The sequence below is a fragment of the Neobacillus canaveralius genome, from assembly GCF_047237705.1.
Classification (GTDB): Bacteria; Bacillota; Bacilli; order Bacillales; family Cytobacillaceae; genus Neobacillus; species Neobacillus niacini_K.
The window spans coordinates 5,508,665-5,532,273 of record NZ_JBDFLL010000001.1 but is presented as its reverse complement, the minus strand read 5'-3'; the positions used below and the strand labels follow the sequence as shown (position 1 = coordinate 5,532,273).

Below are 23,609 nucleotides of genomic sequence, written 5' to 3'. Positions count from 1 at the left end.
TTAGCAATAATAGCCCTAAGGTTTACCAGGATAGCTTTAATTACATAAACGACTGGAGGACTACTCTATGAAAAATAATGTCATTTTAAATGCCGATATTACAAAAGGCAAAATTAATAAAAATATATATGGTCACTTTGCAGAGCATTTAGGCAGATGTATCTATGAAGGAATCTGGGTAGGCGAAGATTCATCGATTCCAAATACAAAAGGTATCCGTAACGATGTATTAGCAGCTTTAAAGAATATTAACGTTCCAGTGCTTCGCTGGCCAGGCGGCTGTTTTGCTGATGAGTATCACTGGAAGGATGGTGTAGGTCCTAGAGAAAACCGTAAGCGTATGGTTAATACTCACTGGGGCGGTGTAGTGGAAAACAACCACTTCGGAACACACGAATTCATGCTATTGTGTGAATTACTGGAGTGTGAGCCGTATATTTGCGGAAACGTCGGCAGCGGTACGGTTCAAGAAATGTCTGAATGGGTTGAATATATGACATTTGAAGGTGAATCACCAATGGCAAACTGGCGCCGTGAAAATGGCCATGATGAGCCTTGGAAATTAAAGTATTTTGGTGTGGGTAACGAAAACTGGGGCTGCGGTGGAAACATGCGTCCTGAATATTATGCAGACCTTTATCGCCGCTATCAAACTTATGTACGTAACTATGGCGGCAATAAAATCTATAAAATTGCCGGCGGGGCAAATGTGGATGACTATAACTGGACAGAAGTGCTAATGAAGAACGCTCACTGGTTAATGGATGGTTTAAGTCTTCACTATTACACCATCCCTGGAGACTTCTGGCTTGGTAAAGGATCAGCCATTGATTTCCCTGAAGACGAATGGTTCATTACGATGAAGAAATCTCTTCATATGGATGAGTTAATTACAAAGCATAGTACGATTATGGATAAATATGATCCAGATAAGCGGATTGGCATGATCATTGATGAGTGGGGAACATGGTTTGATGTTGAGCCAGGAACAAATCCAGGATTCTTATATCAGCAAAACACGATCCGTGATGCGCTTGTAGCTGGCTTGCACTTCAACATTTTCCACAATCACGCTGACCGTGTTCAAATGACGAATATTGCTCAAACCGTCAACGTGCTGCAAGCGATGATTTTAACTGAAGGCGAGAAGATGATTCTTACTCCAACCTATCATGTATTTGATATGTACAAAGTTCACCACGATGCTGAACTACTTGCTGTTGATTCTACATTTGGTACTTATGAATATAACGGAGAAACGTTACCACAGGTAACCGTGTCTGCTTCGAAAAATGCTGAAGGTATCGTTCACATCAGCTTATGTAACATTGACCATCAGAACGAAGCAGTCTTAGATTTAGACCTTCGCGGAGTAATCGGTAATGAGACACAGGTTTCAGGAACAATCATTACAGCTGACTCTATGAATGCGCATAACACTTTCGAACAGCCTGAGGTTGTAAAACCTGTTGAGTTTACAGGTGTGAGTGTTGAAAATAATAAATTATCTATTAAACTTCCAGCAATGTCTGTTGTCACATTAGCGGTTGAATAATGAATGAGGGGGATCTAGCAGTGAGTAAGCAAAATCTATGTAAAGGCTGCGTTGAAAGTGTGATGGTAACAGAGGAAATCATCCAGGAGCTTGTTAAGGAAACGGAAGAAGACTTATCTGTTATCGTATCGGACGAAATCTACTCAGAACGATTAAAGATTTGTGAAAGCTGCCCATCTCTTCAATACGGTACCACTTGTGCTCATAGCGGATGTATTGTTCGTTATCGGGCCAAGTTTAAAAACAAGAGCTGTCCATTTGCTCAGAAAGCAAAATGGGAAAAGGTTAGTTAAGGACTCATAGTCTTATAGAAATGAAGCCGCTGCTTTTGCAAACTCTATCTTAAAAAAAGGAAGGACAGTGAACATGGGTAAAAATAAAGCAAAAATGATTCTAGAAAAAGACTTTAAAATCTCTGAAATAGATAACCGAATCTATGGTTCATTTATTGAACATTTAGGTCGTGCAGTATATGGCGGCATGTATGAGCCAGGACATCCTCAAGCCGATGAAAATGGATTCCGCCAGGATGTTATTGAAATGGTTAAGGAACTTCAAGTTCCCCTTGTCCGCTATCCGGGTGGTAACTTTGTTTCCGGATATAACTGGGAGGATGGTGTAGGACCAGTAGAAAGCCGTCCGCGTCGTTTAGATTTAGCTTGGCGTACAACAGAAACTAACGAAATGGGTACCAACGAGTTTATGAAATGGGCGCAGCTAGTCAATGCTGACGTAAATATGGCTGTTAACCTTGGAACCCGTGGTATTGACGCAGCTAGAAATCTAGTGGAATATTGCAACCACCCAGGCGGTTCTTATTATAGTGATCTTCGTATTTCTCACGGCGTAAAGGATCCCTACAAAATTAAAACATGGTGTCTTGGTAACGAAATGGACGGTCCATGGCAAATCGGGCACAAAACAGCTGCGGAATATGGCCGCCTTGCTCAAGAAGCTGCGAAAGTAATGAAGTGGGTAGATCCTACAATCGAGTTGGTTGCATGTGGAAGTTCAAACCGCAATATGCCGACCTTTGCTGACTGGGAAGCAACAGTTCTTGACCATACGTATGATCATGTTGAATTCATCTCTTTGCACCAGTATTACGGCAACCGTGACAATGATATTTCTAACTATTTAGCATTGTCTCTAGAAATGGATGACTTTATTAAATCGGTTATTTCAATTGCTGACTACATTAAAGCGAAAAAACGCGGTAAAAAGAATATTAACCTCAGCTTTGATGAATGGAACGTATGGTATCACAGCAATGAGGCAGATAAAAAAATTGAGCCATGGAGTATTGCACCACCTCAATTAGAAGATATTTATAACTTTGAAGACGCTTTATTGGTTGGATGTATGCTGATTACGCTTTTAAAGCATGCTGACCGTGTGAAAATTGCCTGCCTGGCTCAGTTGGTCAATGTAATTGCACCAATAATGACAGAAGAAAATGGACCTGCTTGGAAGCAAACTATTTTTTATCCTTATATGCATACTTCTGTGTATGGACGCGGCGTTTCACTAAATCCAATCGTAACAAGCCCTAAGTATGATAGTAAGGATTTCACAGACGTTCCTTATCTAGAGTCCACGGCTGTTTATAATGAAGCGCATGAAACATTAACCATCTTTGCTGTAAACCGTCATCTGGAAGAAGGATTAGAACTCGCTGTGGACATCCGTAACTTTGATGGATATGAAGTAGTCGAGCATATTGTTCTAGAAAACGACGGGAATCTAAAACAAACCAACTCTGCTAAAGGTACACCAGTGGCACCGCATTCTAATGGTAATGCAAGATCTGAAAACGGTGGAGTTAACGCGGTATTACCTAAGTTATCTTGGAATGTAATCCGCCTGGCGAAGCGTAACTAATATCACTTATTCCATACCTGTTCTGTTTACATTTGTTAACGGAGGAGGTATGGAATCATTTTTCTACGGTATCTATCGGAAGGAAGGGCTGAACGATATGAAGGTCTTGAAAGAGGAGTTTGGAAGGAAAGATAACCAAACTGTTTTTTTATTTAATCTCATTAATGATCATGGAGTAGAAATTGGTTGTATTAATTATGGCTGTATTATTACAAAAATTATAACTCCAGATAAGTACGGCAACTTTGAAAATGTTGTTATTGGATATGACACATTGAACGAATATGAAAAAGATACTTATTTTCTAGGCGCTGCAATTGGCCGCGTCGCCGGAAGAATAAAGGCTGGTTCCTTTGATATAAACGGGCAAACCTATACACTCGCAAAAAATGAAAATAATAATCATCTGCATGGCGGAAATAAAGGGTTTAACCAGATCGTTTGGGATAGTGAAGTCATCTTTAATGAACAGGAGATTGGCGTTCGATTCACTTATTTAAGCCCGGATGGTGAAGAGGGGTATCCTGGAAATTTAAAGGTTTCCGTTACTTACACCTTGAATAATGACAATGAACTCTTCATCCATTATTCTGGTGTGTCTGATGAGGACACATTACTAAATATGACAAACCACTCTTATTTCAATTTAAGTGGAAATTTAAAACGAGATATATTAAATCATACTTTGCAAATAAAATGCGATAAGTTTCTTGAATTAAATGATGAACTGCTTCCTACGGGAGAAATGCTGGATGTTAAAGGTACGGCATTTGATTTTACAACAGAAAGAATAATACAAACTGGAGTGGTATCAGACCATCCGCAAAATAAATTAGCCGGCGCTGGGTATGACCATCCATTTTTGTTGAATACACAACACGATCAAGAAATTGTCCTGAAGGATATCGAAAGTGGACGAACCTTAACGATTGAAACAGATGAAGCAGGTGTTGTTGTTTATTCTGGCAATCAGATGAAATCAGAAGGAGAGATTGCCGGGGTGCCGTCACGGAAGCACTTAGGGATCTGCTTAGAGACACAGGGATTGCCGGACGCAATTCATCACCCTCAGTTTCCTTCCTGGATTCTAGAAAAAGATCAAGAGTATTCGACGGTAACAACCTATAAATTTGGGACTTTAGAAGAATAGATTGCCCGATACTTTTTCGAGTGGAGCAGGAGGAAATTAAGTGGAAAATTATATTGCTGAACTCATGACTCTAGCGCAAACCTGTGATTGTGGAAATCACCATCACCCAATTCCAATTGAAAGAATCAAGATTGGAAACAGTGTTTACGAAGAACTTGCAGCATATGTAGAAAAAAAGGGATTTAAACATGCTGTCATAATCGCAGATGAAAATACCTATCAAGCTGCAGGCAAAAGTCTGTCAGAAATTTTAAAAGAAACAGGTATCAGCATTTCTCTTAGTGTCATTACCCCTGATGAAAACAAAGATGTTGTCGCTGATGAGCAATCCTTAGTTCAGGCATTGTTAGAGATACCAGTAGAAACGGACGTAATTATCGCTGTAGGTGCAGGGACACTCCATGATATTGCTCGTTTTTGCAGTACAAAAGTGAAAGTGCCATTTATATCAGTCCCTACCGCACCTTCTGTCGACGGCTTCACATCAATGGGGGCTCCATTAATTGTTAGGGGTGTGAAAACAACCTTCCAAATGTCAGCTCCGATTGCCGTATTTGCCGATTTATCTGTACTTAAATCGTCACCAAGAAAAATGGTTGCAGCAGGCTTTGGGGATATGCTGGCTAAATATACATCGCTTTCCGATTGGAAATTTGGCCACCTTGTTAAGGGAGAACCCTATTGTCCGCTAGTTGCCGCTATTACCCGTGAAGCTTTAGATTCATGTGTGGAGAAAGTAGAAAAGATTGCCGCAGCTGATGAAGAAGGAATTCAGATTCTAATTGAAGCTCTGATCAAATCAGGGCTGGCGATGCTTGTTTTTGGTCAGTCACATCCAGCTTCTGGAGGCGAACACCATCTCTCACACTACTGGGAAATGGAATTTTTACAGCGAAAGCGCCCTGCAGTGCTTCATGGAGCCAAAGTTGGTGTATCAACCGTACTGCTTGCGGAAGTATATAAAGAACATTTGCTTCCTTTACTATCTGAATCAGCTCGTTTACAGTCAGAAAACTTACAAGAAAACTTCAACGAAATCATGAAAATATATCAAGAGATCCCAACCCCCGAACACCTAAAAAATCTGTTAACACAGACAGGTGGGGAAATCATGCCGGAACAGCTGGGCATTGATGAACAGTTAGTTGCAGCAAGCTTAAGTGGAGCACATACTTTAAGAAATCGATTTACAGCTTTAAAATTTATGAATCTTGCTGCAGAAAGCAGCCCCCTCATACGTCGGTGATTTTTTTAAAAAGAAGGCTGTGTTAAAGCTAAATATTTATATTTGCACTCTGTTGATTTGCGCGGAAGGCACGAAGACTCCTGCGGGAGGACGGGGCAGGGGAGACCCCGCAGGCGCTAAGGCGCTGAGGAGGCTCCCCGGACCGCCCGCGGAAAGCGAAGTGCCTGGAGCGCAAATCAACAGACCTAATTTAACATGCCCAAAAGGAAAGGTGAAATATCATGCAAAAAGTTGAAACGTTGAAAAATCCTATCGTCGAGCAACGCGCAGATCCTTGGGTTTATAAGCATACAGATGGATACTACTATTTCACTGCTTCAGTACCTGAATATGACAGAATCGAAGTAAGAAGGTCAAAAACCATTCAAGGACTAGGCGATGCAGAACCAGTTATTGCATGGACTAAACATGAAGACGGAATCATGAGCGCGAATATCTGGGCTCCAGAAATTCATTTTATTGACGGCAAATGGTATATCTATTTTGCAGCGGCACGCAAGGATGCTATTTTTGACCATCGGATGTATGTAATTGAAAATGACTCACAAAATCCGCTCGAAGGAAACTGGGTTGAAAAGGGACAAGTAAGAACCGCTTGGGAATCATTTTCTCTTGATGCGACCACCTTTGAGCATCAAGGTAATTTATACTATGTTTGGGCTCAACAAGATCCTGAAATCGAAGGCAACTCAAACCTATACATTGCTAAAATGGCGAACCCTTGGACACTTACAGGTCCTCAAGTCATGATTACCACTCCTGAATTTGATTGGGAGAAAATTGGATTTTTAGTGAATGAGGGTGCTGCTGTTCTAAAAAGAAACGGGAAGATCTTTATTTCGTATTCGGCAAGCGCTACGGATTATAACTACTGCATGGGCTTACTTTCAGCAGACGAAGACAGCGACCTGCTCAATCCGAAATCATGGAAAAAATCGCCGGAACCTGTTTTCCAAACAAACGAGGAAAACAGCCAGTACGGTCCGGGACATAACAGCTTCACAGTTTCAGAAGATGGCAGTCAAGACATCCTGATTTATCATGCGCGTAATTACCGTGAAATCGTCGGTGACCCGCTTTGGGATCCAAATCGTCATACACGTGCACAAGTGTTCACTTGGAATGAAACTGGAACTCCTAACTTTGGCACTCCGGTACCAGACGCAAACTAAGTTTATTCAGTTGATATCATTTTCTATAAAGGGAGATTTTTATGGTAAGAGTAACAATCGACGAAGCGAAAAGAGCACAGGACCTCATTATAGAGCAAAGGGCAGATCCGTGGATTTATAAACACACAGATGGCTACTACTATTTCACTGCTTCAGTCCCTGAATACGACACAATTGAAGTAAGGCGATCTAAAACGATTAAAGGAATTGCAGAAGCCCAACCAGTGGTTGCGTGGCGAAAGCATGAAACGGGACCAATGAGTTCCCTTATTTGGGCTCCGGAAATCCATTACATTAACGGAAGCTGGTATATCTATTATGCAGCTGCGCCATCAAAGGAAATTGTAGATGGACTTTTTCAACATCGCATGTTTGTCATTGAAAATAAATCTGCTAATCCTCTAGAAGGCAGCTGGGAAGAAAAGGGACAAATCAAAACAGACTGGGAGTCCTTTGCTCTTGATGCGACTTCGTTTGAGCATAAAGGTCAGCAGTACCTTGTCTGGGCACAAAAGGATCCAAACATAAAAGGAAACTCAAACCTTTATATTGCTCCATTGAAAAACCCATGGACGATTCAGGGACCGCAAGTCATGATTACTAAACCGGAATATGATTGGGAAACGATTGGATTCTGGGTAAATGAAGGACCTGCAGTCTTGAAGCGGGACGGTAAAATCTTTATTTCATTCTCTGGCAGTGCCACGGATGAAAATTATGCAATGGGAATTCTGACAGCGGACGAAGACAGTGACGTGATGGATCCAGCATCTTGGAGTAAATCGACAGAGCCTGTGTTTAAAACTTGTTATGAAACAGGACAATACGGTCCAGGTCATAACAGCTTTACAGTCTCAGAAGATGGAAGCAAGGATGTCTTGGTCTACCATGTAAGGAACTACACAGAGATTGTCGGCGATCCGTTATATGATCCAAATCGTCATACCTGTGCGAAGGAATTTACGTGGAATCCTGATGGGACACCAAACTTTGGTTCTCCGAAGTAAATAAATGACGAACGATAAGGTTCATATCAGTTTCATGATATGAACCCTTTTCTGTAAAAGAAGGCGGGCAGCAAGATGGAAAGTTTACAAGATTCACAGGAAAGACGTTTGACCCTGCGTGCCATAACGTGGCCGATTTTTATCGAATTGTTTTTGCAAATGATTATGGGAAGTACAGATATCATCATGCTATCCCATATTTCAGATGATGTTGTCGCTGCAATAGGTGTAGCCAATCAACTAGTCTTTTTTGCAATTCTCCTTTTTAGCTTTACAGCTACTGGAACAGCGGTTTTAATCTCACAGTATTTAGGTGCTGGTTTGAAAAAAGACGCCAAACAAGCCTCGGCAATATCCTTAACTATCAATCTGGGTATTGGTTTAGTTGTGAGCGTATTGTTTGTGATATTTAAAGGTCCGTTATTAGATATTTTTCATCTCGATAAGGAAATAGCCATTATCGGATACGATTATTTATCCATAGTCGGCGGTACCTTATTTCTACAGGCTATGCTTGTCACTATTTCTGCCATTCTGAGGTCAAATGGCTTCACGAGGGAAGCGATGTTTGTATCTGTCATGATGAACCTCATCCATTTAGTTGGAAATGCCTTAGTCATTTATGGATGGTTAGGATTTCCTGAAATGGGCGTTAAAGGGGTGGCGATATCGACTGCTTTCAGCAGAGCAGCAGCATTAGTCATCGCGTTTTGGTTAATGTATAAGAGACTTCCAATCAGAATTGAATGGAATGATTATATCGACTTCCAAATGACGCATATTAAAAAAATATTAAAAATAGGCATACCATCTGCTGGAGAACAACTTAGTTACAATACGAGCCAGATGGCGATGACTGCTATTACGGCCCTTCTCGGTGCAGCAGCTTTGTCTACCCGTGTTTATACGTGGAATATTATGTCTTTTATTATGCTGTTTGCGTTAGCCGTTGGGCAGGGCACGCAAATTTTAATCGGATATCGTGTAGGAGCTGGTGATTTTGCAGGAGCCTATAAGCAATTACTAAAAAGCCTTAAAGTAAGTTTTATTATTACTATTTTTATAGCCATATTTATAGCTATTTTTAGAGAAGCTATTATGGGTCTTTTCACAGATGATCCAGAAATTATTAAGGTCGGGAGTACACTTTTATTATTATGTCTAATTCTTGAGCCTGGAAGGACATTAAATCTCATTGTTGTTAACTCCCTTCGTGCAACCGGAGATGCCGTTTTTACGGTGAAGATGGGTGTTCTTTCGATGTGGGGAATTGCCGTTCCGGTATCGTATTTACTAGGAATACAGTTTGGACTTGGTTTAGCCGGGGTGTGGATCGCTTTTATTGCCGATGAATGGTTTAGAGGAATCGTCATGTATTTTAGATGGAAAAGCAGGGCGTGGGAAAAGAATGTTCTTGTTGATAAAAAACAAGCAATTACTAGTTAAAGGTGATGGGGGAGACGTTAATGAAATACCGCAGACTTGGAAACAGTGGATTAAAAGTAAGTGAAATCGGATTGGGCAGCTGGCTGACCTATGGAAAATCAGTAAAAAATCAGACTGCTCATGATTGTATTCATAAAGCGTATGAACTAGGTATTAACTTCTTCGACACAGCGAATGCCTATGAAAGTGGAAAGGCAGAAGAAGTGTTGGGTGAGGCGTTAAAAGAATATACAAGAAGTTCGTACGCAGTAGCAACGAAGCTATTCTTTCCGATGGGCCCTGGACCAAATGAGCGTGGTCTATCAAGAAAACATATTGTCGAACAGTGTGACGCGAGTTTAAAACGATTAGGCTTGGATTATATTGACCTCTACCAATGTCACCGCTATGACCCGGAGGTTCCGATGGAGGAGACATTGTTTGCTCTTGACGATTTAATCAGGCAAGGAAAGATCCTTTATGCAGGTGTGAGCGAATGGAGCGCGGCACAAATTGAAAAAGCTGTTGGGATAGGCAAGGATTATCGATTAAGACCAATTATTTCTAATCAGCCCATTTATAATATGTTTGAAAGATATATAGAGGATGAAGTCCTGCCAGTATCAACAGAAAAAGGGATTGGACAAATCGTTTTCTCCCCGTTAGCGCAGGGAATCTTAACTGGTAAATATAAACCTCATACCGAAAAACCAGCCAATAGCAGGGGTGCGAATGATGCAACAAACTTTGTCATCAATAGCTATTTCCGGGACGATGTCCTCACAGTCGTACAGAAATTAAATGATTTAGCTTCTGAATTAGGGGTTACGTTAAGTCAGCTGGCATTGGCATGGATTCTCCGCCATCCGATTATAAGTTCGGCGATTATTGGTGCGAGCAGGACGGAGCAAATTGAAGAAAATGTAAAAGCGGTGGATATCAAATTGGAGCAAGATGTGTTACAAGCGATAGATTCAATTCTTGAAGCAGTAAAAGACTTTGCACCATTAAGATAGCGATTTTTTAACTAAAAGCGGGTGAGGTTTGTTGATGAAGGTTTATAAACAGGGGGAATCTTTAGTAAAAGAAATTACTGGCACCAGAATTTATGATGGTGCTATTTCGTTTTGGAATTTAGGGCAGGCAGGTATCTTGATTAAAGGCAGAGAGGAAGATGGTTTAGTCTGTATCGATCCGTATCTATCAAATAGTATTGAACAAGCAAATCCTGATACAGAATTTAAACGGGCCTACCCGCCTGTTCTCTCGCCTAGTATGTTGGAAAATGCAGATGCAATTTTGATCACTCACCAACATGATGATCATTTGGATTTTTCCACGTTAAGGGAAGTCGGACAAAATAGGATTGTTGTTCCAGCCCCAATCGTATCAATGGTCCAGTCAGAAACATGCTACAAGAACATTGTAGCAGCAAAAGGGAATGAATCTTTTCAAATAAAAGGATTTCAGATTACACCTGTTCCAGCAGCACATATTCGTTATGAAGTTGATCTACAAGGTAATCATCACTATTTAGGTTATTGTTTAGAAGTAAATGGTGTTCGCCTGTTTCATAGTGGTGACACAATCGTCACTCCGGAATTGATAGAAAAGGTAAAGGATTTCCAGCCCCATGTTGTATTCTTGCCGATTAATGGCGGGGACTACTTCCGTTCATCACGAGAAATTGTTGGAAACATGAGCTTCCGTGAAGCTGTGGAATTTTCAATTACGGTAGGTGCTGATCTCGTTATTCCGATTCATTATGATTTGTTTCCGAATAATCGGGATAATCCTGCTTATTTTGTAGATTACTTGTTTACTCATTATCCAAATCAAAAGTTTCATATGATGGCACCCGGAGAACGTTTTATTTATCACCTATAAGCAAGAGGTGGTAACGGTCGAGAATTCAAACACTTGGAGGAGTAAGATATGAATAACTCAAAAGGCTTTGATAACGTAAATTTTTACGACATAGAATGGGACCTCAAAGGCGATTTATGGGCCCATGATCCGGTTATAGCTAAGGAAGATTCTCGCTGGTATGTTTTTCATACTGGTAACGGCATTCAAATAAAAACGTCTGAAGATGGGGTTCACTGGAAGCAGGCAGGTCAAATATTTCCTTCATTGCCCGAGTGGTCTAAACAGTATGTACCTGAGAAAGAGGAGGAAAGTATTTGGGCACCAGATATATATTTCCACGATGGAACATATTATATCTACTATTCTGTGTCTACTTTTGGTAAGAATACTTCCGCCATCGGATTAGTAACCAATACCACGCTTAACCCTGATAATCCTGATTACAAATGGGTGGACAAGGGATATGTTATCCATTCAAGTGAGTCTGACAACTATAATGCCATTGATGCCAATTTGATTTTCGACCAAGAAGGTGTGCCGTGGTTGAATTTTGGTTCATTTTGGTCCGGTATCAAGCTCATTCAATTGGACCCTGTAACGATGAAGACAGCAGAGGGTGCGCAAGTTTTGTCTATTTCAAGCAGAACGGAACAGCCCAATACCATTGAAGCGCCTTTCATTGTCTACCGTAACGGCTATTATTATCAGTTTGTATCTTTTGATTTTTGCTGCCGCGGGATTGAAAGTACCTACAAAATTGTCGTTGGCCGTTCAAAGAATATAACAGGACCCTATTTTGACCAAGATGGTGTATCAATGATGGAGGGCGGAGGAACAATCATCGATGCAGGAGATGAAAGATGGATCGGTCCTGGACATTGTGCTGTTTATTTTTCCGGAGACTCATCCCTTCTAGTCAACCATGCTTATGACGCCTTAAAAAAAGGAAAACCAACCTTGCGTATTAAACCATTATATTGGAATCAAGAAGGCTGGCCGCATATCTGAGAATAGAAAAAGACTTTGGGACAGTATGATCCCAAAGTCTTTTTTACAATTACTGTGGTGCCAAGTTTAATTTTTGTTTTCGCTTATAAACTACCATTGATAATAACACACTGCACTCATATAAAAAGATTAGCGGGATGACTACCAAAATATCAGATAGGAAATCCGGCGGAGTAATTAAAACAGCAGTTACGATAAGCACAAAGTAGGAGTACTTGCGAATCTTTTGTAGTCTATATGGATTTAATACCCCAAGACTAGTCAAGAACATGATCACCACTGGAAGCTCGAATAAAAATCCAAAGGGCAGGGTCATATGCAGTAAAAACGTAAAATACTTTTCTGTGGTGAAAAAGGTCATAAACACACCCTCCGACATGGAGAGAAGGAACTGAAAAACAATAGGGAAAATGATAAAGTATCCGAAACTAATTCCAACAATAAATAAAAGGAATAAAGACGGTATATAAGCTAATGTTACTTTTCGCTCGGTATCTTTCAATGCTGGACGAACAAAAAGCCAAATTTGATAGGCTGCTATTGGAATACTCCCTGAAATTGCCACCACAAAGGATAGCATCAAGTATACCCATAAAATATCGCTTGGCCCTAAAATAGCTAGTTTTACCTCTAGGTCCTGAACCAGCCATTGATAAATATCTTGAACATAGACAAATGCTAAAATAAACAAAATCATAAAGGCCCCGAGTATAATGATCAGTCGTTTACGTAATTCTTCAAAATGGCCAATCAAAGCCATATCATTCTTTGACATCGAAAATCCTCCTTAGAAAAAGAAGACGCAAGCGCCACATTCTGCCTGCATCTTCCCGAGATAAGTGTTAAATAGTCTTTTCCTCTTTTTTAGGCTGTACCTTACTAGGGTCCTCATCGGAAACCAATTCACGTGTTGATTTTTTAAATTCCTTTAGGGTGGATCCTATAGCACGACCTAATTCAGGTAATTTGGAAGGTCCGAAAATGATTAATGCAATGACTAAAACAAGAATTAAACCAGGAATACCTATGTTCTGAAGCATAATTGTTGTATCCTCCTTTAGATAGCTTTTTTCGACTGATGACGCTGATAGATATATTGGAATAGCTTATACTTAGCTTTACTTTTACAAAGATGACAACGTTGACTTTCTTCCTCTGAAATTAGCTTTATATGAGGAACATACATATGCTCCAAGGCATCCTTGACGTGGTTTGAACAAACAAACATGATTGAGAAGTGCCCCTTCCACTTGATTGATTAAGATTGTTTTGTAAAATGGTTGTTAAAATCTTAAAGCCGATTTTAACGTGGAAATAGTTATTTTGAGCTTTTGGATTTAGTTTGCAGGCTCTTTTCTTATAAAATCTATTCTATTTTCTGCAGATACCTTTAGCATTAAATTTTGTTTGATAAGCAACAAAGTATAAGAAAAGAGCCTTATTTAAAGCTTCCACCTTGTACTGCAACTAAACAAGAACGTCCGAAAGTCTGGCCAGGGTATGGATTCCATGTTTCTGGATGCTGTACATCTAGGAACAATGTTTTTTCGTCTGGAGTTAACCATGGTCCTGTAACTTCACAGCCTTTTGGACCTGAAGCAAATTGGAAAGGTTCCCCGTATTCTTTTCCGTCAGTTGGTACCATGAATACTCCACAATTTTTATAAGCGGCATATTGATTTGTTTCAGTAGCAGCGTAATCTTCGACTACCCAAAGGTTGCCTTTGCTATCAAAGTGCAGGTTATCTGGGCAAGTAATCCCGCTTTGCTGACCGCCGGCTACAAATACTTCAAACGTGAACGATTCACTAGCATGGTCATCGTTTGCAGGAACAAAGCGAACAATTTGTCCATGGAAGTTTCCGTGACCTGTGTTGTTGGTTAGTGATAAGAAGACGGATCCATCATGTGGGTGGATTTCTACATCTTCTGGACGATCTAATTTTGTTCCGCCAACAGCAAGTCCCGCTGCACGAGCATTCGTTAAGACAGCGGCTTGATCAGCAAATTCTGGAGTTTGCAGCTTAGTATTTGTAGCGCGATCAAGGGCAATCCATTTTTGTTGGCTCATACTTGCCACATATAAGGTTCCACTTTCTAAAATATCAAAGTTCGCCTCACGATTTGCCGAGTTAAATTTCTTGCTGCTAATAAATTTGTAGAAACAAGCGTCCCCTTTATCATCACCCATGTAAACGACGACTCTGCCGTCATTGGTTAAGCCCATTGCAGTATTTTCGTGGGCAAAACGACCCAAAGCAGTATGCTTGCGGACAGTTCTTTCTGGATCAAATGGATCCACCTCAACCACCCAGCCATAATGGTTATCATTAAAATTTGGCCAGCCATAGTCATCACCATATTCTGTGTTTTCTTCACAAGAGAGGACGGTATTCCATAAAGTACGTCCGCCGCTGCAGTTTCCTAATGAACCAACGACAGTCGTTGCTCCACCTACATACGAGCTTCCACGTGCGGGACCAGTTAATTCAATGGGAGTATTACCATCAACACGTCGATTATATGTATCATCTAAAATAAGCTTCCATCCATCTTTTTCTTTTTTAACGTGGATAACAGAACCACCGACTGCTTCTTTTTCCATTTTGAGAAGCTCAGGATAGTTTGCTAAATTCTCCTTATTAAAAGAAGCTTCATTGATTCCTAATATCTTCATGTAGTTTCCTGGTTCAGGGAACTCATGATTTACCCAAATCAACCCTTCTTCGGAATTATTTCCGCCTTTTAAGCTATCGATTGGAAAATAAACAGTTAGGTCTGCTGCATCCCCAAATTTATCACCCTTAGAATTAATCACATCTCCATAAGAAGCAATAATTGAATAGTTGTATCCGTTAGGCAGTACCATATCGTTTTCCCATGAACGGCTAACTGGTTTGAACGGTGCAGTAAGTGATTTGCCCTTTCCTGAAGGCTGTCCATTCATTAAGTGGTTTCCAGTCATCGCATTCCCAGTTAAAGTTCCAATTCCTGATGAAGCGGCAACTAGTGCGGCAGTTCCACTTCCAACATAGGTTAAAAATAAACGGCGATCCATATAAGCATTCTCCCTTTTAGCTGATTTAGTATCTTTCTCCTATGATTATAGGGAGTACTTTCGCTAATGTTAATTAAGGAAGTGTAAAGAATTGTTAAGAAAACTTTAATTATTTTAATAATTTGTAAAATGTAATATGACTGTCGGAAAAACTAAATTTTTGACGAAAAATAAATTGTTACTATTTTAAGTGCGTTTAATTTGCAATAAATAATGGAACAGATTTAAATATAAGTGCTAATAATGAATTTCTTTTTTGAGTTAATGAATAATATAAATACAGTGTGATGGAGGGGATAAGACGATGGAGGGTTTTCATCAGAGTCCAAATATCTATAGCAGCGAAGTCAATTTGAAAGTGAAAAATTTAGACTATGCCCTAACTTTTTATCAAAACATTATGGGGTTTAAGGTACTGGAGAAAACAGATAGGAAAGCCGTTTTAACTGCTGATGGGAAAAAACCGTTAGTAACGTTAGAACAGCCTGAAAATGTGATACCAAAGGAAGAGCGAATGTCAGGACTTTATCACTTTGCTATTCTACTTCCAAGCCGTGCGGATTTATCTGTCTTTTTACGGCATTTTCTTGGTACAGAATACCCGCTCGGTGCCGCCGATCATTATGTAAGTGAAGCACTTTATATAACCGATCCGGATGGCAATGGGATAGAAGTATACCGAGATCGCCCTTCTAATGAGTGGACTTGGAAAAATGGCTTGGTAGATATGGCAACTGTGGAACTTGATGGGAATAGTATATTAGCTGAAAGTGATGCGGAATGGACAGGGCTGCCGCCGGGAACCATTATGGGCCATATTCACCTTCATGTGGGAGATTTGCAGAAGGCAGAAGAGTTTTATACAAAAGGGCTTGGATTTAATATTGTCAGCCATTATCCGCAGGCGGTCTTTTTATCAACAGGAGGTTACCACCATCATATTGCCATTAATACTTGGCAGGGAGTAGGGGCCCCAACTCCACCCGAAAATAGTGTGGGATTAAATTGGTATACGCTTGTATTTCCGGATAATGCGGCAAGAGAATCAGCAATTGAACGCCTGAAGCAAATAGGTACAAGTGTCGAAAAAGAAGCAGATTATTATGTAACGAGTGATCCATCAGGAAATAAAATACGCTTAGAACTAAAATAAATTTCCATCAATGAAATAATGAAAAGAGACTTGGGAAACCTAATGTCTCTTTTTTATTTGTTCTGTTATAGCATTAAACATTGTATAATAGATTTTGCCAAATCCTTTAAATATAGTCTTTTGAAAGGGGTTTCAAGTGAAAAAGCTTATTCTTGTTTATGTTATTTTAATTGGTGCCTTTCTAATATATTTAGTAAACTATCAATCGCAGGAAGTACCTGCAAGTTCTAATGGAAACGGAGAAGGACTGCAGGGTGATATAGATGAAAAATATGTCATGGTTACATTCCTTGTTGGAATTGATTATTGGAAAAATGTTGTTAAAGGATTTGAGGATGCTGCCCAAGCGCTTAATGTATCCGTAGAATACCGGGGTGCAACACAATATGACGTGAATGAGCAAATCACCGTTCTTGAACAGGTCATCGCTAGGAAGCCATCAGGTATTGCCATCTCTTCGATGCATCCAGATGCATTAAATGCAACCATTGACAAAGCGATCAATGCAGGGATACCTGTTGTCATGTTTGATTCTGATGCACCTTACAGTAAGGCTTATTCCTTCTTAGGAACAGATAATTATAATGCAGGTGTTACAGTTGCACATAAAATGGCCGGATTAATCGACAATACCGGGAAAGTTGCCGTTATCACCTTGCCAAATCAACAAAATCACATGGATCGCTCGAGAGGATTTCGAGAGACAGTGGAGAGGCAGTACCCTAATATTGAAGTGGTAGCGATTGAAGATGGAAAAGGTGATGAGTTAGTTTCAGGAAATTTGGCGGTTGGAGTTTTAAAAGACCATCCTGATTTACAAGGTGTGTTTGTAACAGAGGCAAACGGCGGTGTTGGGGTTGCTAAAGCAACGAAAACTTTAAAGGTAGACAAACAAGTAAAAATTATTGGTTTCGATACGGATAAACAAACTTTAGATCTGGTAAAAGAAGGACGTATATCCGCCACTATAGCTCAGGGGACCTGGAATATGGGTTTTTGGTCCTTACAATATTTGTTTGAACTTAAACATGGTCTGATAGAACCGAAAAGTGCCCAGTATATAGCCAATAATCAATCACCACCAAAAATGGACACGGGTATAACAGTTGTGACAAAAGAGAATGTTGACAGCTTTTATGCGAAGTAAGGCAACTTAGAAAAGAGTGATAATGTTGAAAAAAGTAAAATCATTTGAGATAAATGATTTACCTATTCGTTCCAAAATAATTGTCCTATTACTTGTAATTAGTATTCTCCCTTCTATAGCTTTTGGTTCCTTAGTAAATATGGCAGTAGATAAAATCATTGAAAAACAGGCATCTGAGCATACACTTCAATTAATTGGCCAGGCGAATAAATCACTAGAATCCTACGGAGAAACGATGCAGGATGTTTCTTATTTAATCTCTTTCAATCCAGATATTATTCGTTTTCTTCACGGTGATGAGGATCTAGATTCAAATGATAATTATCTACTCAAGAAATTCTTACAAGGTTTCACAACGGTTAATCCTGAAATTGCGGGAATCCTTGTGATTAATGAGGAAGGTAATTATCTTAGTAACGAGCTATACCCCAGAAATATCAAATCACTGACGGAAGAAAGATGGTATCAAGACGCCGCCCGGAATAAAGGTATTTTTAAATTTATCGGTCATCCTACAGACAGAAGCTTAAAATCTCATGTCAATTATACGGATAATGAAATTGTTTCAGGTGCACGGGCAATCGTAGATCCTGAAACAGAAAAGGTGATTGGTGTCGTCTTAATCGACTTAAAATTGCGGGTAATCTCTGAAATTATTGAGGATGTTCGCTTAGGTAAATCAGGGTATTTAATGGTTATTGATGATGAGGGTGAGGTCATTTATTCCCCACGAGGGTCGCTAGTAGATAGTATTCAGCTAAGTTGGTTTAAATCTGACTCTCCAAACTCCTTTTCAAAAAAAATAAATGGTAAAAACATGCAGTTTATTTATAGAAAGTCCCCTTTTACGAATTGGACAACGATAGGAGTATTTTCTACAACGGAATCTGTTATGGAGGTCAGGCAGGTTAATTTTTATATTATAAGCATTTTATTTATTGTTCTTGCATTTGTTATTGGCGTCTCCTATTATTTTTCCTATTCGATGTCAAGGCCGATCAATCAATTAAATAGTGTTATGAAAAAGGTCGAATCAGGAGATTTATCAATTCGTTATCGGGGTACCCGCGCGGATGAAATCGGGATGTTGGGAAGAAGCTTTAATAACATGATTGAACAGATTAATAAGCTTATTGCCTTAATGCAGATACAAGGACGGCAAAAGCGGGAGGCAGAATTACAGGCACTTCAAGCGCATATTAAACCACACTTTTTATATAATACACTCGATACAATTAATTGGATGTCTCGGAAAAAAGGGGCATTGGATGTTGCCGAACTCGTAGAATCTTTATCTCAGCTTTTTAGAATTGGTCTGAGTAAAGGAAATGACATCATTTCATTAGAAGATGAAATGGAACATATTCATAGTTACCTTAAAATTCAGAGTGCAAGATATAAAGATAAATTGAATTATAGTATTTCAATAAATCCTGAACTAAACAATATAAAAGTTGTAAAACTAGTGCTGCAGCCAATTGTGGAAAATGCAATTTATCATGGAATTAAAGAAAGGCGGGGCCCAGGGAACATTACTATTAGTGGTGAAGAAGCCCAGGGGAATTTAGTCCTTTATGTAAAAGATGATGGAGTTGGTATACCTGAGGAAAGGCTTTGTAAATTAAACGAAAGTTTGGCAGTTTCTTTTGATAGTCTTGAAGAAACAAGAAACCGGGAGGCAATCGGTTACGGTGTCATGAATGTACAGGCTAGAATTCGGTTAACCTTTGGTGAACCATATGGTTTAAGCATTGAAAGTGAGCAGGGGAAAGGAACAATCGTAAAGATACTGCTCCCACTTAATAGAAAGCAATGAAAACAAGGGGATGTTTTGTATGCATCAGCTTTTAAAGGTACTAATTGCGGATGATGAGCCAATTATTAGAGAAGGCATTCGAGATTCGATAGAATGGGATAAAATTGGGATGGCGGTTACAGCAGAGGCAGAAGATGGGGAAGAAGCATTAGAATTAGCATTAGAATATGAAATTGATATACTTTTAGCTGATTTGAATATGCCTATTATGAGCGGATTAACATTAATTGAGAATATTCGTAATAACCTGCCGGATTGCAGAGTAATCGTAGTTTCTGGATATGATGAATTTCGATATGCCCAAGCGGCCTTACGCTTGCAGGTAGATGATTATATTTTAAAGCCTATTAAACCTAAAAATTTAACAGAGATTCTTGAAAGAACGCGGAAAGAGATAAAAGCACAGGCGGCTAAAAGAAAATATTTACAAATAGCTTCCAATCAAATCTCACAAAATACATTAATCATACAGGAAGAGTTTTGTCGAAACTGGGTTGCTGGAAGCTTAACAGAGGAAAGAATTAAGGAGCAGCTCCATTTTTGGGGGCTCCCAGCGGAAGAACCTAGACTGTTAGCTATTGTCCGTAGTCAGGAATTAGAAAGTAGACAGCCGATCATGCAAGAAAGTGATAAAGAGCTATTTCTTTTTGGGGTTAAGAACATTGTGTTAGAGGTTTTGAAAAAGGAACATAAACTAGTTTTTGGTGAATCATCTGGATTGCTTTATATCCTATTATGGGGTCAGGAGTACGATGAATTATTTCGATTAATAGAAAAAAGTATCGAAACCTATCTACAAGTATCTGTGACTGTCTATTCAGAACCAGTAACGGGGGGATTTGATTCTGTTCCTACTGTTTATAAAGGATGTTTAAAGAAGTTATATGAGGAAGTTCAGGTTTCTCCAATTGTAAAAAGGGCGAAAAATTTTATAACAGAACATTATACGAATCCTGAGTTAACATTAGAAATGGTGGCACAACAGTTACTGGTATCGCCGGTCTATTTGAGCAGAACAATAAAACAAGAATTAGGAACATCTTTTGTGGGACTAGTGACGCATAAAAGAATCGAAAAGGCTATTAAACTATTGCATAAAACAGATTTACAAGTATATGAAATAGCAGAGCAAACAGGGTATGCTTCTCAGCATTATTTTAGTACGGCATTTAAAAAATTTGTAGGAGTATCTCCAAACCAATATCGAAGAGGCAAATCCTCACTGACAGAAACAATCGAATAGCAAGAAAAAAAGGTTACGAATTGGTAACCTTTTTTTTGTGCAAAAAATGAAAGCGTTTTAAAAAAGTTAATTTTTTATAAAAATAGTCATTTTTTTGAAAAGACTGGATTTGGCTGCACTGTTATTATTTCTCTAGAGACAGGAAAACACCTTGGCTCATAAAAACTATTTCAAAAGGGAAGTGGAAAACTAATGAAGAAAACGCTCTCATTAATCTTGTTGTTAACCATGATGTTCATGCTTGCTGCATGCGGCAGTAAATCGTCTTCTGGTGACGCCGAAAAAGGTTATGTAGGAATTGCCATGCCGACAAAGTCCTCTGAAAGATGGGTACATGATGGAGACAACATGGTAAAAGAATTTGAAAAATTAGGATATAAAACAGATCTACAATATGCAGAAGATGTTGTTGAAAACCAAGTTTCCCAAATTGAAAACATGATCACAAAGGGTGTTGACGTACTGGTTGTTGCTTCTATTGATGGTGAAGCACTAACCGACGTTTTATCAAAAGCGAACGATGAGAAAATCAAAGTAATTGCCTATGATCGTTTAATCAAAAACACAGAACACGTTGAATACTATGCAACTTTTGACAACTTTAAAGTAGGTGTACAACAAGGTTCCTACATTGAAGAAAAATTAGGATTAAAAGATGGAAAAGGCCCATTCAACATTGAATTATTTGCAGGTTCACCGGATGACAATAATGCATACTTCTTCTTTGATGGAGCAATGTCAGTATTACAGCCGTACATTAAATCTGGAAAGCTAGTCGTAAAGAGTAAACAAACTTCATTCGAACAAGCTGCCACTTTAAGATGGGACGGAGCAACTGCTCAATCCAGAATGGACAACCTATTAAGTGCTAACTATGCTTCTGAGAGAGTAGACGCAGTTCTATCACCATATGATGGTATTAGTATCGGAATTATTTCTTCCTTAAAAGGTGTAGGATATGGATCTGCAAGTCAACCGCTGCCAATTATTACAGGACAAGATGCAGAATTAGCATCTGTTAAATCAATTATTGCTGGTGAGCAAACACAAACAGTATTTAAAGATACTCGTGAACTAGCTAAGAAAGCAGTAGAAATGGCCGTTGCAGTATTAAAGGGTGAAAAAGCGGAAGTGAATGATACAGAAACATATGACAATGGAAAGAAAGTTGTTCCTTCTTATCTATTAGAGCCAGTGTCTGTTGATATCGAAAACTATAAATCTGTATTAGTAGATGGCGGTTATTGGAGCGAAGACGATCTTAAATAGAGAATCCTAGAGAATGATTTAGTGGTTTTTTCATAAGACCACTAAATCATTTATTACATTATGAAAGTGTGGTGTTAGAATGTCGGAGATTATATTAGAAATGAAGAGCATAACAAAAGAGTTTCCGGGCGTTAAAGCACTTGAGAATGTTAATTTGAAAGTGAAAAAAGGAGAAATTCATGCACTTATGGGCGAAAATGGTGCAGGGAAATCTACTTTGATGAAGGTATTAAGTGGGGTATACCCGATTGGAACGTATACCGGGGATATTCTTTTTGAAGAAAATATTTGCGAGTTTAAGGATATCAAGCAGAGTGAAGATTTAGGAATTGTTATTATCCATCAAGAGTTAGCGTTAATACCGGACTTATCAATAGCAGAGAATATTTTTCTAGGTAATGAACAGGCGAAAAAAGGAATTATCAATTGGAACGAAACGACGCTGAAAACAAAAGAACTGTTGGATAAAGTGGGCTTGTTAGAAAGTCCTCACACCAAAATTACCAATATTGGTGTCGGTAAACAGCAATTAGTAGAAATTGCAAAAGCATTATCAAAAAAAGTAAAGTTACTGATTTTGGATGAACCGACTGCGGCATTAAATGAAAATGATAGTGAGAATCTCTTGAATTTATTACTAGAATTAAAAAAACAGGGGATAACAGCTATTATTATTTCACATAAATTAAATGAAATTTTAAAGGTAGCAGATTCTATTACAATCCTTCGTGACGGGCAAACGATTGAAACGTTGGATGTTCATGGCGAAAACATTACCGAAGAACGTGTCATTAAAGGAATGGTTGGGCGTGACTTAACCAATCGTTATCCAAAAAGGGAGCCTAAAATTGGAGACGTAATTTTTGAGGTAAAGAACTGGAATGTCTATCATCCGTTACATAGTGAGCGGAAGGTACTGGATGATATTAATATTAACATTAAAAAAGGTGAAATCGTTGGGATTGCTGGTTTGATGGGTGCCGGGAGAACAGAGCTTGCGATGAGTCTCTTTGGTAAATCCTTTGGTCAAAAAATTAGCGGGAACATCCACTTGAATGGTGAAGAGGTCCAGTTTAAAAATGTCAGCCAGGCGATTAAAAAAGGACTTGCCTATGTGTCAGAAGATAGAAAAGGAAACGGTTTGATATTAATGGACGATATTCGAAAAAATATCTCCCTTCCAAGTTTGTTTTCAATCTCAAAAAATAATGTGATTAACGAAAATCAAGAAATCATCGAAACGGAGAAGTTTCGTCAAAAGTTAAATATTAAAACACCGAGCGTTTGGCAATCCGCAGGGAATCTAAGTGGCGGGAATCAACAAAAAGTTGTTTTAAGTAAATGGATATTTTCGAAGCCTGAAATATTAATATTAGACGAACCTACTCGTGGTATTGATGTTGGGGCAAAGTTTGATATTTATACGATTATTAATCAATTGGCAAATGAAGGGAAAGGTGTTTTAGTCATTTCTTCTGAGCTTCCGGAAATCCTAGGTATTTGTGATCGGATCTATGTAATGAGTGAAGGCAGAATCACTGGTGAAGTAGAAAGAAAAGACGCCACTCAAGAAAATCTAATGAAGTTTATGACGAAGATGAGGGGGTAAA

20 protein-coding genes are annotated in these 23,609 nt (G+C 39.1%); 17 read left to right on the top strand and 3 right to left on the bottom strand.

Going from position 1 to position 23,609, the window contains the following annotated elements; translation table 11 throughout:
- Nucleotides 1-67: 67 nt before the first annotated feature.
- From ABC255_RS27080 to ABC255_RS27030, 11 genes are all read left to right on the top strand, one after another.
- Nucleotides 68-1,555: an alpha-N-arabinofuranosidase gene (locus ABC255_RS27080; RefSeq protein ID WP_412998211.1), complete on the top strand. Its 1,488-nt coding sequence runs from the start codon at nt 68-70 to the stop codon at nt 1,553-1,555.
- Between the two features lie 20 nt (nt 1,556-1,575).
- On the top strand, nt 1,576-1,848 hold the full coding sequence (locus tag ABC255_RS27075) for a DUF6171 family protein (protein ID WP_412998210.1): 273 nt from the start codon (nt 1,576-1,578) through the stop codon (nt 1,846-1,848).
- 73 nt (nt 1,849-1,921) lie between these two features.
- Entirely contained in the window at nt 1,922-3,436 is a 1,515-nt protein-coding gene (gene arfA, locus ABC255_RS27070; RefSeq protein WP_412998209.1) for an arabinosylfuranosidase ArfA, read from the top strand.
- 97 nt (nt 3,437-3,533) lie between these two features.
- Nucleotides 3,534-4,586 (top strand): aldose epimerase family protein, encoded by a 1,053-nt coding sequence (locus ABC255_RS27065; RefSeq protein WP_412998646.1) that lies wholly within the window; start codon nt 3,534-3,536, stop codon nt 4,584-4,586.
- Nucleotides 4,587-4,626: 40 nt separating this feature from the next.
- Complete coding sequence (locus ABC255_RS27060; protein ID WP_412998208.1) at nt 4,627-5,832, top strand: sn-glycerol-1-phosphate dehydrogenase; 1,206 nt, start codon at nt 4,627-4,629, stop codon at nt 5,830-5,832.
- A 221-nt stretch (nt 5,833-6,053) separates the two neighbouring features.
- On the top strand, nt 6,054-7,004 hold the full coding sequence (locus tag ABC255_RS27055) for a glycoside hydrolase family 43 protein (protein ID WP_412998207.1): 951 nt from the start codon (nt 6,054-6,056) through the stop codon (nt 7,002-7,004).
- Nucleotides 7,005-7,045: 41 nt separating this feature from the next.
- A complete protein-coding gene (locus tag ABC255_RS27050) occupies nt 7,046-8,011 on the top strand; it encodes a glycoside hydrolase family 43 protein (protein WP_412998206.1) in 966 nt (321 codons plus the stop codon).
- Nucleotides 8,012-8,086: 75 nt separating this feature from the next.
- Nucleotides 8,087-9,457: an MATE family efflux transporter gene (locus ABC255_RS27045; protein WP_412998205.1), complete on the top strand. Its 1,371-nt coding sequence runs from the start codon at nt 8,087-8,089 to the stop codon at nt 9,455-9,457.
- Nucleotides 9,458-9,477: 20 nt separating this feature from the next.
- On the top strand, nt 9,478-10,452 hold the full coding sequence (locus ABC255_RS27040; RefSeq protein ID WP_412998204.1) for an aldo/keto reductase family protein: 975 nt from the start codon (nt 9,478-9,480) through the stop codon (nt 10,450-10,452).
- 34 nt (nt 10,453-10,486) lie between these two features.
- The gene (locus ABC255_RS27035; protein ID WP_412998203.1) at nt 10,487-11,323 is read left to right on the top strand and encodes an MBL fold metallo-hydrolase; all 837 of its coding nucleotides are present in this window, start codon (nt 10,487-10,489) and stop codon (nt 11,321-11,323) included.
- 48 nt (nt 11,324-11,371) lie between these two features.
- A complete protein-coding gene (locus ABC255_RS27030; RefSeq protein WP_412998202.1) occupies nt 11,372-12,313 on the top strand; it encodes a family 43 glycosylhydrolase in 942 nt (313 codons plus the stop codon).
- Between the two features lie 49 nt (nt 12,314-12,362).
- On the opposite strand, the gene tatC is transcribed toward ABC255_RS27030, so the two are convergent.
- The 3 genes from tatC to ABC255_RS27015 form a co-directional block, all read right to left on the bottom strand.
- Complete coding sequence (gene tatC, locus ABC255_RS27025) at nt 12,363-13,088, bottom strand: twin-arginine translocase subunit TatC (protein ID WP_412998201.1); 726 nt, start codon at nt 13,086-13,088, stop codon at nt 12,363-12,365.
- A gap of 67 nt (nt 13,089-13,155) precedes the next feature.
- The gene (locus ABC255_RS27020) at nt 13,156-13,353 is read right to left on the bottom strand and encodes a twin-arginine translocase TatA/TatE family subunit (RefSeq protein ID WP_412998200.1); all 198 of its coding nucleotides are present in this window, start codon (nt 13,351-13,353) and stop codon (nt 13,156-13,158) included.
- A 398-nt stretch (nt 13,354-13,751) separates the two neighbouring features.
- Complete coding sequence (locus ABC255_RS27015) at nt 13,752-15,371, bottom strand: PhoX family protein (RefSeq protein ID WP_412998199.1); 1,620 nt, start codon at nt 15,369-15,371, stop codon at nt 13,752-13,754.
- Nucleotides 15,372-15,675: 304 nt separating this feature from the next.
- On the opposite strand from ABC255_RS27015, the gene ABC255_RS27010 reads away from it, so the two are divergent.
- From ABC255_RS27010 to mmsA, 6 genes are all read left to right on the top strand, one after another.
- Complete coding sequence (locus ABC255_RS27010) at nt 15,676-16,524, top strand: VOC family protein (protein ID WP_412998198.1); 849 nt, start codon at nt 15,676-15,678, stop codon at nt 16,522-16,524.
- A gap of 136 nt (nt 16,525-16,660) precedes the next feature.
- Entirely contained in the window at nt 16,661-17,671 is a 1,011-nt protein-coding gene (locus tag ABC255_RS27005; protein ID WP_412998197.1) for a substrate-binding domain-containing protein, read from the top strand.
- Between the two features lie 22 nt (nt 17,672-17,693).
- Nucleotides 17,694-19,487, top strand: a complete 1,794-nt coding sequence (locus ABC255_RS27000) for a cache domain-containing sensor histidine kinase (protein ID WP_412998196.1) — start codon at nt 17,694-17,696, stop codon at nt 19,485-19,487.
- Nucleotides 19,488-19,506: 19 nt separating this feature from the next.
- A complete protein-coding gene (locus ABC255_RS26995) occupies nt 19,507-20,730 on the top strand; it encodes a response regulator transcription factor (RefSeq protein ID WP_412998195.1) in 1,224 nt (407 codons plus the stop codon).
- A 192-nt stretch (nt 20,731-20,922) separates the two neighbouring features.
- Nucleotides 20,923-21,999 carry a multiple monosaccharide ABC transporter substrate-binding protein gene (chvE, locus tag ABC255_RS26990; RefSeq protein WP_335534589.1) on the top strand — a complete coding sequence of 359 codons (1,077 nt, stop codon included), beginning with the start codon at nt 20,923-20,925 and terminating at the stop codon, nt 21,997-21,999.
- 79 nt (nt 22,000-22,078) lie between these two features.
- Nucleotides 22,079-23,608, top strand: coding sequence for a multiple monosaccharide ABC transporter ATP-binding protein (gene mmsA / locus ABC255_RS26985; RefSeq protein ID WP_412998194.1), 1,530 nt, complete (start codon nt 22,079-22,081; stop codon nt 23,606-23,608).
- Nucleotide 23,609: the final 1 nt, after the last annotated feature.